Below are 11559 nucleotides of genomic sequence, written 5' to 3'. Positions count from 1 at the left end.
TCACGTCCGGCTGGCGCCCGGCGGGCCGTCCAGCACGGTGGGAACGTATTCGAGTAGCTGGAGCCGGCCGTCGAAGGTCCTGCTCTGCACCAGCTGGAGCGCGACGTCGGGATAGCCGTCATAGATGCGTTCCCGCCCGGTACGCCCGGTGATCACCGGGAAGACCACCAGCCGGAAACGGTCCACCAGGTCCGCCGCCAGCAGCGACCGGCAGAGGCTGAGGCTGCCCAGCGTGCTCAGCGGCCGGTTTCCCGACTGCTTCATTGCCCGGACCGCCTCAACCGCGTCCCCCCGGACCAGTTCCGAGTTCGGCCAGCTGAGCGGCTCCTGCAGCGTGGAAGAAAAGACCACTTTGGGCACCGCGGCAAGCCCGGCCAGCGAGGCACCTTCCTCCGCGGAAAAATCGGAGCCGCCGGCCGCAGCCTCCCCCGACATGCCCGACATCAGCCGGTAGGTGTTGGCTCCCAGGAGGAAGGTGTAGTTCTGCTCCGCTTCCTGGTCCAGCCACGCGAGGTACTCCGGCCCCTCCAACCCCCACCAGCCGGGCCACCCCTCGGCAGAGGCATATCCGTCCAGGGAGATGATCAGGTCCACCATCACGCTTGCCGCCGCCGTCTCCGCCGGTGTTCCGCCCATGGCCGCCTCCTCCGTCCGATCGGCATTCGTGTGCGGGGACAGGGTATGCCCGGCCCGGTGGAGGTTCAAGAGCTAACCCCTTTTATCCGGGGCGAGCGAGGCGTAGCGTCATCCCATGGCCGGATGGAATGCGGACACAGCTGCGGGACCTGTGGGGGCAGGAACCATCACCCTGGTTGAGGGTTCATCGTTTTGTATCTCGTCCGCCAACGGGGATATCCATCCCGAGCATCCCCACGGCACCTTCCATGAGGACACCCGCATCCTGTCGCGCTGGAACCTGACCGTGAACGGTCAGTCACTCGAGCCGCTGACGGCCGAGACGAAGGAACCCTACCGCGCCCTCTTCATCGGCCGCGTCCCCCGGTCTGACGGCTACGCAGACAGCCCCCTGATCGTGGAGCGACTCCGGGAGGTGGCCGCCGGGATCGTCGAGGAAATCACCATCAGGAACTACTCGTCCGACCCGGCGGAATGCAGCGTGTCCATTGAGGTGGAGTCGGACTTCGCCGACCTTTTCGAGGTCAAGGAGGCGCGCGTCCAGCGCCGCTGGGAGGAATCCCGCACCGCGGAGGGCGAGCGCCTGACAGTCAGCTCCTCGTGGAACGATGTCCGGAAAACGGTTCTCATCAGCGGACACGGTGCCACCGCCACTGCGAGGGCCCTCACGTTCACGGCGGCGGTTCCGGCGCGCGGCCAGTGGAGCACACTGCTCAGTGTCGCCCCGGCCGGGGACGACGGTGCACCCGCGGCACCGCCCCTGCGCCCGGCAGCGCACGGGATGTCGCCGAGCGACCGCCGGCGCCAGGAATGGGTGGCCAAGATTCCCCGGCTCCATATGACGAACCGCTCCATCGAACGGACCCTGCGGCGCAGTTATGACGACTTGGGTGCCCTGCGGATCGAGGACCCCGCGCATCCGGAACGGATCGTCGTGGCGGCAGGCGCCCCCTGGTTCATGACGCTGTTCGGGCGGGACTCCCTGTGGGCCTCGGAAATGGCCCTTGCGGTGGACCCGTCCCTTGCTCTTGGCACGCTGCAGACGCTGGCGGACCGCCAGGGCCAAGTGGTGGATCCGATGAGCGAGGAGGAGCCCGGGAAGATCCTGCATGAAGTCAGGCTGGGCGTTTCCAGCGGGCTGGCCCTGGGCGGCAAGTCGGTCTACTACGGCAGCGTCGATGCCACACCCCAGTTCCTGATGGCGCTCGGCTCCGTCAGCCGCTGGGGCTTCGCGAAAGACACCATCGCCTCGCTCCTGCCCAACGCGGACCGGGCGTTGGACTGGATCAGGAACTACGGGGACAAGGACGGCGACGGGTTCGTCGAGTACGCCAGGCTCAACGACCAGGGGCTGATCAACCAGGGCTGGAAGGACTCCTGGGACGGCATCAACTTCGCGGACGGCACCATGGCCGAGCCGCCCATCGCCCTGTGCGAAGTCCAGGCGCTGGTCTACTCCGCGCTGCTGTCCCGGGCCTGGATGGCCTACGACGCCGGGGACGCGCCCCTGGCGGCGCAGCTCACGGGGGAAGCGGCACGGCTGAAGAAGAAGTTCAACGAGGAGTTCTGGCTTCCGGAGCGGGGCTACTACGCCGTCGCCCTGGATGGCCGGAAACGGCCGGTGGACGCCTGCGCATCGAACATGGGGCAATGCCTGTGGCATGGCATCATCGACGACGACAAAGCCCCCCTGGTAGCCGAACGGCTGATGTCCCCCGAGATGTTCAGCGGCTGGGGCGTCCGGACCCTTGCCTCGGACATGGGCGCCTACAACCCTGCCAGCTACCACAACGGGTCGGTCTGGCCGCACGACAACGCGATCATCGCGGCCGGCCTGATGCGCTACGGCCTCGTGGAGGAGGCCCAGCGGATTTCCACCGCACTGCTGGAAGCGGCGGAGTTCTCGAACGGCCGGCTGCCGGAACTCTTTTGCGGATTCAGCCGCGACCAGGTTGCCGAGCCGGTGCCGTACCCCACAGCCTGCTCACCCCAGGCCTGGGCGGCCACCACGCCGATCATGCTGATCACCAGCCTCATGCGGTACGACGCCCACGTGTCCCGGGGCGGCTTCTGGATGGACCCGGTCCTGCCGGAGTCCTACGGCAACCTGCACATCACCAACGCGCCCATAGCCGGCGGCAGGATGACCATCGACATCGTCGGTTCCGAGCCCACCGTCCAGGGCCTGCCCGAGGGACTCCAGTTCCGGCGCGGGCACCGGCCCTGGCTGACCGAACTCCTGGCGGAGGCGGGCCTGGGCACCGAGGGGTAGATCTGCCGAGGTGTGGATCAAAGATCCCAGTCGGAGCCGCCGTAGTAGCTGCGCACGTGGGCGCGGAGGTACTCGCCCACCACGGCGGCCCCCAGCCCGCCGACGTCGGGTGCGACCACCCAGCCGTCGATCCGGCGTGCCAGGCGCTGGATGAACCGTTCGAGCCCCGGATCGTCGCCGAGGCGGAAGAACGTCGCCTGCACGCCGGCGCGTCCCAGGCGGTCGAGTTCGGTGACCGTGGCGCGGATGGTCTCCCTGTCCGGCGGCCAGTTGAACCAGGAATCGCCGTCGGCCAGCAGATGCGCGGTGGGCTCACCGTCGGTCACCACCAGCAGCACGTGCTGCATGGACGGGTGCCGCCGGAAGAAGCGGCCGGCCAGCAGCAGGCCGTGGTGGAGGTTGGTACCCTGCTCGCGCAACGCAGGCAGGGCCGTGAGCTGGGCTATATCCATGGACTGCGCGTACCGGCCGAACGTCACCAGCTGCAGCCGGTCACCGCGGAACCGGGTGGAGACAAGGTGGTGCAGCGCAAGTGCGGTGCGCTTCATCGGCACCCAGCGGCCCTCGGCCGCCATCGAGAAGGACACGTCCACCAGCAGGACGACTGCGGCCTGCGTCCGCGCCTCGGTCTCCGTCACCTCGATGTCCCCCACCCCCAGGCGGAAGCCACGGCCCGGATCCCGGCCCTCGGCAACCGTGCGCCGGATGGCGTTGGTCATGGTGCGGGTGACGTCCCACGGACCGGCGTCACCGAACTCCCACTGCCTGCTGGAGCCGGTCTGGTCACCGGCCGCGCCCGCGGCGCGCGTTTCCCGACGGCCCTGCCGGCCGGACAGCTGCTTCGCTGTGTCCCGCAGCAGCGACTTTCCCAGCCTGCGCATTGCCTGCGGGGACAGCCGGAGGTCCCCGTCTGCACCCCGGCGCAGGTAGCCGCCGTCGTGCATCGCCCGCTCGATCTCCGCAAGGGTCCGCGCGGTCACGGCGGCGTCCTGCCCCAACTGGCGGGCCAGGGCATCCAGGTCCAGATCATCCAGCCGCGAACCGTTGTAGGACTGGGAGAGCTGTTCGGCCAGGCTGTCGAGTTCGGCAACGTCCTGCAGCACACCTGTGCCGTCGCCCAGCCCGAGCCCCTCCTGGCCCTCAAAGCGCTCTGACCCGTGCCAGTCCTCCCCCGGCCGGAGGGCCCGCAGGCTGGCATCGAGCTGGTCGAGCTGTGCCATCAGTTCGGCGGACCCGAACGCCTGGGCGGACAGCCGCATCAGCTCTTCACGCTGTTCGGGTGACATGGATTGCAGGAGCCGCTGGGCCGCTGCCGCCCTTTTCGCCAGGGCGTCGATCAGCTCCTCGACCGACTGCGGATTCTCCGGAAAGAAGGAACCATGCCGGGCCATGAACTCCCGGAAGTCGGCGTCGGTGTCCTCACCCCTGCGATGCTTGTCCAGCAGTCCGTTGAGGTCGCGCAGCATCCCGTTCACGGCCTCGCGGTCCTCGTCGGTGGCGTTCTCGAGCGCCTGCTTCATCCCTGCGAAGCGCTGGTCCAGGACTTCCCGGCCCAGCAGGTCCTTGATCCGTTCGTACGCTTCGCGTGCGGCACCGGACTGCCAGTCGTAGGAGGCCAGTTCGTTGACGGCAGCGGCGGTGGAGGCAGGGAGGTTCTGCAGCTGCATTTCACGGAAGGCACGGTCCGTGTTGTCCATCATGGCGTCCCGGGCGAGCTGCTTGCGCTCCTCCAGCACGGCGGTGTCCAGCAGCTTGCGCACCTCGTTGAGGGTGCCGTCCAGCCGGTGCCGGTCCAGCAGGTCCTTCCGGCGTTGCTGGACACGGGCAGCGAGGTCGTCCAGCCCGTCCCGGTTCCGGCCGCCGCGGCGGAGGAACTCCTGGAGGGCGTGCCGGGGCGAGTAGCCGGCCATGACGTCCTCGGCCACCGCCTCCAGTGCCTCGGACAGGTCCACCGGCGGGGCAAGGGGGTCCGGTCCTCCGGCATACCTGCCGTACCGGGACCGGTGGTGCAGCACCATGATGCCTCCTGTGGCTAGCCGTAGACCGTTGCTTCGTCGTCGGACTCCTTGGAGATCCGGCGGGCAAGGTAGAGCCCCTCCAGCGCGAGTTCGACGGCGGCAGCCCGCTGGCCGTCGTTTTCCGCCCCCAGGCGGCCGCTGATTTCGTCGTAGAGCCCGGATCCGTTGAGTGAGGGCAGGTTCTCGAGGAATTCCCGTGCGGTGACCTGGTCTCCCGTGGTCACGGTGGTATGGCCGTCCAGGGCCGCCACCAGCGGACCCATGTCGATGCCGTGGAAATGGGCCCGCACGGCTTCGGCTGTTGCCGTTCGGAGCAGATGGTCCAGGACGCCCTGTTCCCGGCCTTCCTCGCCCGACTCAAATTCGATCTTCCCGGTGAGGACCTCCGCTGCGGGTTCCAGGTCAATGATCCTGGCCACTGCATGCTCCTCACCGCGCACGCTTGCACGGCGCAGCGCGGCCGCGGCCACCGTCTCGGCACCTGCGATGGCGAACCGGGCAGACACTCCGGACGTCTGGTTGACGGCCGGAGACTGCCGCAGGGCCCGGGTGTAGCGGGCCAGGATCTCCAGGATGACGGGCGGGACGTCGGCCGCCAGCCGGCCCTCCTGCCGGATGACGGCCACCTCGTCCTCCAGCTCGATGGGGTAATGGGTGCGGATCTCGGCGCCGAAGCGGTCCTTCAGCGGCGTGATGATCCGGCCGCGGTTTGTGTAGTCCTCCGGGTTGGCGGAGGCGACCACCAACACGTCCAGGGGCAGGCGCAGCACGTAACCGCGGATCTGGATGTCGCGTTCCTCCATCACGTTGAGCATGGCCACCTGGATGCGCTCGGCAAGGTCGGGCAGTTCGTTGATGGCGATGATGCCCCGGTTGGAGCGCGGAACCAGGCCGTAGTGGATGGTCTCCGGGTCCCCGAGCCGGCGGCCCTCGGCAACGCGCATGGGGTCGACGTCGCCGATGAGGTCGGCGACGGAGGTGTCCGGCGTCGCCAGCTTCTCCACGTAGCGTTCGGAACGGTGACGCCATGCCACCCGCAACCGGTCCCCCTCGGTAAGCGCCCGGGCGCGCGACTGCTCCGTGATGGGCTGGTACGGGTGTTCGTTGAGTTCGGACTCCTCGATCACCGGCGACCATTCGTCCAGCAGCCCGGCCAGGGTGCGGAGCAGGCGCGTCTTGCCCTGTCCCCGTTCGCCGAGCAGGACAACGTCGTGTCCGGCAATCAGGGCCCGCTCCAGCTGGGGCAGGACGGTCCGGCTGAACCCGTACAACCCGGGCCATGGGTCCCGGCCGGCGGCGAGCGCCGCGAGCAGGTTGTCACGGATTTCATGCCGCAGGTCCTTGTGGGCATGCCCGGCGGCGCGCAGCTCGCCGACAGTGAAAATATCGGGACGGTCACTCACCCCTCTACGGTAAGCCCGGCCATGCCGGAGATCGAGCAAACTCCCATAATTCCTCCCGTCCCCGCAGCGGCCTGGCGGAACAGCCTCGCCAGCGGCGGTGCGCGGTGGGATCATACAGCCATGGCATCCATCCAGCGTCTCCGGCCCCAGGGCCTCGTCTCAAGTCCCGCGTTCAGTCACGTAGCCGTCGTGCCGCCTGGTGCAACCACCATCTATGTTGGCGGCCAGAACGCCGTCGATGCCGCAGGTGCCCTCACTGGGGAGGGTGACGTGGCCGCCCAGTCGGAGCGGGCCCTTGAGAACGCCCGGACCGCGCTCGCCGCTGCCGGGGCCACCCTTGCGGACGTCGTGCAATGGACGGTGCTGTTCGTGGAAGGTGCCGATATCGCTGCCGGCTACGGCGCCATCGCCCCGCAGCTCGCGTCGGCAGAACCTGCCCTGGTGACGGCGGCGTTCGTCAGCGGGCTGGGCGTGCCCGGCGCGCTGGTCGAGATTAGCGCCGTGGCTGCCGTCATGCAGTAGCAGACGTTTTAGCAGGTCATCCTGCCCGGCTACGGCCCGGTGCTGCGCATGCCCCTGGCCGATGCGCTGGCGGCGCTGCGGAGTCAGCCCGGTTGTGCCGGCAGCACCCGGTAGGTCACGTGGGTGACCTGGCTCGCCCCGCGGGATGTCAACTGTTCCAGCTTCAGGGGCGGGACGCCGTCGAACAGCCTGGTGCCCGCACCCAGCGTCAGCGGCGCGATGTGCAGGCGCAGTTCGTCGATCAGTCCCGCTGCGAGGTACTGGTTGACGGTGGTGGCACCGCCCTGGACCGCGACGTTCCCGGTGCCGGCCGCCGCGCGCGCCTGCGCCAGCGCAGATTCAATTCCGTCCGTGACGAAGTGGAACGTGGTGCCGCCCTCCATGGGCTCGGGATCGCGGGCATGGTGCGTGAGAACGTAAACCGGGGCGTGGAACGGAGGGTTGGTGCCCCACCAGCCATTCCACTGCCGGTCCCATTCGCCGCGCACCGGACCGAACATGTTGCGGCCCATGATGAACGCCTTGGCGGCACCGATCTGTTCGATCTCCGCCCGGTTCTCGCCCGGAGTTTCAAACATCCATGCGTGCAGCCGGTCCCCCGAACCCTCGCTGCCGTCATCACCGAAGGGGCGCTGCTCCGTTTGGTTGTGCCCGGCAGAATATCCGTCCGCCGTGACGGTGATGTCGCAGACCACCCGGCCGGCCGCTGTTGTCATGGCCTGTCCTCTCGTGGCGGCCCGGCCGCCTTTCCCTGTGGGCTTGCCCAGAGGGCTTCAGCATACGGCCCTCCCGCCGTCCCGGCGAGCGCTGTAACGTCCGGATAACGTCACTGGAACTAGAGTCCGCGGCATGGGTGAGCAGCCGGATGTCCAAAGCCGCGGGTACGATCCAGGGTTCCTTGGCAACGAACTCGAGCCGCCCTCCATCGATGCCGCGCTGCTGGAGGACACCGTCCAACTCAACGGTTCAGCCGTCATCCCGTACACCCACTTCTCCCTGGTCGTCAGCAAGTCCCGGCGGTTTGCCCGCTGGGTCGCCTGGAATATCGACGGCGGCAGCATCAAGAGGTTGAGCCGGAAGGGCAGCGCGTTTATCAAGGACTCCCGGATTCCGGAGGAGTTCCAAAACGGCGACGAGCTATACAACGGCAACCGCCTGGACCGCGGGCACATCGCCCGCCGGGCGGACCTGCTCTGGGGTTCGCTGCCCGAGGCGAAGAAGGCAAACGACGATTCGTTCTTCTTCACCAACATCGCACCGCAAATGGACGACTTCAACCAAAGCGGCAAGAACGGCATCTGGGGACGGCTGGAGGAGGCCGTCTTTTCCGACGTCGACGTCCAGGACCTCAAGGCCACGGCGTTCGGCGGCCCCGTCTTCCGGGACAACGACCGGGAGTACCGGGGCGTACCGCTGCCGCGCGAATACTGGAAGATCCTCGCCTACATGGAGGAGGGCGGGTTCAGCAGCGCAGCGTTCCTCCTGACGCAGAACCTGAATCCCCTCGAAGCCCTGGACCTGAACGAATTCCGTGCCTTCCAGGTCAGCATTTCCGAACTGGAGGAACGCACCTCCCTGCGCTTCGCGGGTCCGCTGCGCGGTGATGACGGCCGGACGTCACTGCGGGCAGCCGATGACCGGGCCCCGCTGGAAACCCTTGCGGACATCCGCTGGTGACAGCCGGCCGCCTAGAGGGGCAGCACCCGCGGGGTCACGCTGATCTGCAGGCCGGCCTTCCCGCCGAGCAGCGGCTTCATCACCTCAGGCACGTCAATGCGGCCGCTCCACCTGTTGGGTGTCCCGTCGCGGTCAAGCAGCCGGTCCTTCTCCTCCGGGTTCCAGTCGCGCAGGGCGGTGGGAATGGTGCTGTTCCATGCAGCCCAGGCCTTCGGCAGTGGTTGCCCGGCGGACGGTGGTTCAATGTCCACCACCAGCGTGTCCTGCCAGTCCTCCGTCTGTTCCATGTGGTCGTCGAAGAACAGGCGGCCCTGCTTCTCGGCGATGGACAGCAGCCGCAGCTTCAGCGCGTGCCGCAGCCTGGGCACCACCCGTCCGCCCACCAGCGGCCGGGGCGCCTGGGACGAAAGGAACGTGGTGAGCAGCGGCTTGGGTGAATCGATGGGATCGCCTTCCCTCCAGCGCTCGATCTGCACCGGACAGAAATGCGCGGCACTTTGCTCATGGACCAGCACTGGCAGCCCGCGGATGGCCACGCCGACGTCCAGCTGGAACTCCACTTCATCCGGCGCGTCCCGGCCGACGGTGAAACCCACCAGCTCAATCTGGATTTTCAGGTCCCCGAAGAGGAACCGCTGGAGGTTCTGGTAGCCCTCTTCGGAGTTGACGATGCCGTACCGGCCGCTGTGGCTGCGGTGGACAATGGCAAGGGGGGCGCCCCGGACAGCGGCGTTGTCGATCTGGACCAGCCCGTCGCTGCGGGGACCGACAGCCCGGGAGGACAGTCCAAGGGCGACGTCGTAGTCCTCGGGGTTGGAACCGACCAGGCAGAAGAGCTCGGAAACCGGGAACCCGTCGTCGGGCATTTCGGTGCCTTTGAAGCTCTCGCGCCGCAGTGTCCGCCGTCGTGCCGCGGGAGTGAGGTAGTCATACATGCGGTCCGGCCCGAAGATGTCAGCGCCGTGGATGCCGGTGGCGTCCCTGATCCGCTCCAGCAGTCCGAATCCGACTGCGAAGTTGATGCCGCCATGCGGTGTGGCATAGGTAAAGACCCTGGCCACGTACTTTGCGCCGGCCGCGGGATCAATCATTCCGTCAGTCTCCGCGAGCTCCTCCGGAATGACACGCTGCAGCAAAGACCTGCAGACCAGCCCGCCCATGGAGTGCGCCACCAGGAAAACTTTGGGCGCCCCCGTCCTGTCGAGCACCAGCTTGATGAGCTTGAACAGGTCCCGGGCGGCCGTTTCAAAGGAGAAGCTTTCCGGGTCCTGGTCAAAGGTGTCCGCGGAGTCGTCGTAGAACCGGTGGATCCATACCGAGGCGGGGTTGACGGACCTGGTGTCCACCCCCTGCAGGAACGCCCACTGGTCTCCGTGTACCGGGACCTCGTATTTGTGGTCCGATATGAGCCGCAGCATGGGCGATTCGAACTGGTGGAACTGCACCCTGCCGCTGCTGTCCGACCGGACATGGACTGATCCCTGGCTGAAGCCGTAGAACGGATCGTCCACCGCGCTGTTGATGGCACCTCCGTTCCCGGCGAACCCGCGGACGTAGATGATGGGCAGCCTGCCGTCGCCACCTGGAGTGCCCACGTCCCGTCCCCTTTCCGATGGTTTGCTTCCGCGGCGCCGCGCCTATTGTCCCTGCGGGCATTTGAGCACGTCCGCCGTTACGACGGCGTTACCGGCACGGGCGTGCCCCGGTGGTATCCCGGGAGCAGTAATGCGGCAGTAACGGTGCCGCGCTCTACTGGATGCAGACCGTCCCGGTGTCCGTTGCCGGGGGCAGCGGTTGATCCGGGCAATTCGCGGCCCGCCAGCAAAGGAGCGCACACCATGACTACAGAGACTGTCCGGCCGCACTGCGACACCAGGCCGCAAAGCCGTCCCCTGCTCCGTCCCGACCTCGCACCCGGCAGGGAACGCCTCATTCGCCGGTTGCGGGGGAAATGGGTGAACGGCACGGTGCTCCACTACTGGTTCTTCCAGGGACCGGCCCCGCAAAAGAAGGCAGTGCGGAAGGCCTTCCAGGAATGGAAAGCACTGGGCATCGGCCTGGAGTTTTCCGAAGTGGCGGACAAAAGCGAGGCCGAGGTAAGGATCGCCTTTGACCAAAGGGACGGGTCCTGGTCCTACGTGGGGCGCGACGTCCTGGAAATCAACGCCACGGAACCAACCATGAACTTCGGCTGGGACCTCACCGACGAATACGGCCGGACAACGGCGTTGCACGAGATAGGCCACACGCTGGGGATGCCGCACGAGCACCAGAACCCGTTCGCGGGCATCGTCTGGGACGAGCCGCGGGTCTACGAATACTTCGGCGGAGCGCCGAACCACTGGCCGCCGGAGCAGACGCTGCACAATGTGCTGCGGAAGATCGACCCCGGCGAGGTTGAAGGTTCCTCGTGGGACCCGGATTCTGTCATGGAATACTGGTTCCCCGCCGGACTCATCAAGGAACCTGCCAGGTTCCAGGCAGGCCTGAATCCTCCGGGCGGGCTGTCCGAAGCGGACAAGGAATGGGTGCTCAAGTTCTTTCCTGCCATCAAACCCGAACTCCCCCTGCTCGACCCGTTCAAATCTGTCCCGCTGTCCCTGAGCCCCGCGGAGCAGGCCGACTTCGCCCTGGAGCCCTCCGCCTCGCGGACTTACGAGATCGCCACCTTCGGGACAGCCGATACCGTACTGGTGCTGTTCGAGAACGTCGACGGCGAACTTCGCTTTGTCGCCGGCGATGACGACAGCGGCGAGGACCGCAACTCGCGTGTTTCGGCCAAGCTCTTCCAGGGACGGCATTATGTGGTGCGGGTGAGGCTCTACTGGGCAGGTGAGTCCGGGCAGACGGCCCTGATGTATTGGTGAGTCCACTCTCCATCCGCCGGGCCCGAATTCGTGCGCCGGCAATTGCGGCGGCGTGTTGCTCAAGTTTGTCCGAATCTTTGCTAAAGGCAGCGGGCTACCGGTTCTTCTGGGGCAGGATGGGAGCTGTTCGGCTCAGTGCCCTGCCAATCCAGGCAGCACCGCAG

General features: G+C 67.3%; 9 protein-coding genes. 4 read left to right on the top strand and 5 right to left on the bottom strand.

The window, feature by feature from the left end:
- On the bottom strand, positions 1-636 hold the full coding sequence (locus AC5RU7_RS10855) for a dihydrofolate reductase family protein (protein ID WP_494052229.1): 636 nt from the start codon (positions 634-636) through the stop codon (positions 1-3).
- 115 nt (positions 637-751) lie between these two features.
- On the opposite strand from AC5RU7_RS10855, the gene AC5RU7_RS10850 reads away from it, so the two are divergent.
- Positions 752-2908, top strand: coding sequence for an amylo-alpha-1,6-glucosidase (locus tag AC5RU7_RS10850; protein ID WP_494052228.1), 2157 nt, complete (start codon positions 752-754; stop codon positions 2906-2908).
- Positions 2909-2925: 17 nt separating this feature from the next.
- Here AC5RU7_RS10850 and AC5RU7_RS10845 read toward each other — a convergent pair whose 3' ends face one another.
- Positions 2926-4926, bottom strand: a complete 2001-nt coding sequence (locus AC5RU7_RS10845) for a vWA domain-containing protein (RefSeq protein WP_494052227.1) — start codon at positions 4924-4926, stop codon at positions 2926-2928.
- A 14-nt stretch (positions 4927-4940) separates the two neighbouring features.
- On the bottom strand, positions 4941-6329 hold the full coding sequence (locus tag AC5RU7_RS10840; RefSeq protein ID WP_494052226.1) for a sigma 54-interacting transcriptional regulator: 1389 nt from the start codon (positions 6327-6329) through the stop codon (positions 4941-4943).
- Positions 6330-6449: 120 nt separating this feature from the next.
- On the opposite strand from AC5RU7_RS10840, the gene AC5RU7_RS10835 reads away from it, so the two are divergent.
- Positions 6450-6851 (top strand): RidA family protein, encoded by a 402-nt coding sequence (locus tag AC5RU7_RS10835; protein WP_494052225.1) that lies wholly within the window; start codon positions 6450-6452, stop codon positions 6849-6851.
- 83 nt (positions 6852-6934) lie between these two features.
- Here the strand turns inward: AC5RU7_RS10835 and AC5RU7_RS10830 are convergent, their stop codons facing one another.
- Positions 6935-7567 (bottom strand): dihydrofolate reductase family protein, encoded by a 633-nt coding sequence (locus AC5RU7_RS10830; protein WP_494052224.1) that lies wholly within the window; start codon positions 7565-7567, stop codon positions 6935-6937.
- A 133-nt stretch (positions 7568-7700) separates the two neighbouring features.
- Between AC5RU7_RS10830 and AC5RU7_RS10825 the strand changes: the two genes are divergently transcribed.
- Positions 7701-8528 carry a DNA/RNA non-specific endonuclease gene (locus AC5RU7_RS10825; RefSeq protein WP_494052223.1) on the top strand — a complete coding sequence of 276 codons (828 nt, stop codon included), beginning with the start codon at positions 7701-7703 and terminating at the stop codon, positions 8526-8528.
- An 11-nt stretch (positions 8529-8539) separates the two neighbouring features.
- Here AC5RU7_RS10825 and AC5RU7_RS10820 read toward each other — a convergent pair whose 3' ends face one another.
- Positions 8540-10123, bottom strand: coding sequence for an esterase/lipase family protein (locus AC5RU7_RS10820; protein ID WP_494052222.1), 1584 nt, complete (start codon positions 10121-10123; stop codon positions 8540-8542).
- A gap of 243 nt (positions 10124-10366) precedes the next feature.
- Between AC5RU7_RS10820 and AC5RU7_RS10815 the strand changes: the two genes are divergently transcribed.
- The gene (locus AC5RU7_RS10815; protein ID WP_494009024.1) at positions 10367-11395 is read left to right on the top strand and encodes a M12 family metallopeptidase; all 1029 of its coding nucleotides are present in this window, start codon (positions 10367-10369) and stop codon (positions 11393-11395) included.
- The last annotated feature ends 164 nt before the right edge of the window (positions 11396-11559 follow it).

This window comes from Arthrobacter sp. K410C (genome assembly GCF_059090105.1).
Note: the sequence above shows the minus strand (reverse complement) of the source record. Positions and strands in the feature narration are given on the sequence as shown.

What these genes read in the sequence shown, in the direction of transcription:
- AC5RU7_RS10855 (WP_494052229.1), bottom strand. Translation starts at nt 636, where the DNA reads ATGGGCGGAACACCGGCGGAGACGGCGGCGGCAAGCGTGATGGTGGAC.
- AC5RU7_RS10850 (WP_494052228.1), top strand. Translation starts at nt 752, where the DNA reads ATGGCCGGATGGAATGCGGACACAGCTGCGGGACCTGTGGGGGCAGGA.
- AC5RU7_RS10845 (WP_494052227.1), bottom strand. Translation starts at nt 4,926, where the DNA reads ATGGTGCTGCACCACCGGTCCCGGTACGGCAGGTATGCCGGAGGACCG.
- AC5RU7_RS10835 (WP_494052225.1), top strand. Translation starts at nt 6,450, where the DNA reads ATGGCATCCATCCAGCGTCTCCGGCCCCAGGGCCTCGTCTCAAGTCCC.
- AC5RU7_RS10830 (WP_494052224.1), bottom strand. Translation starts at nt 7,567, where the DNA reads ATGACAACAGCGGCCGGCCGGGTGGTCTGCGACATCACCGTCACGGCG.
- AC5RU7_RS10825 (WP_494052223.1), top strand. Translation starts at nt 7,701, where the DNA reads ATGGGTGAGCAGCCGGATGTCCAAAGCCGCGGGTACGATCCAGGGTTC.
- AC5RU7_RS10815 (WP_494009024.1), top strand. Translation starts at nt 10,367, where the DNA reads ATGACTACAGAGACTGTCCGGCCGCACTGCGACACCAGGCCGCAAAGC.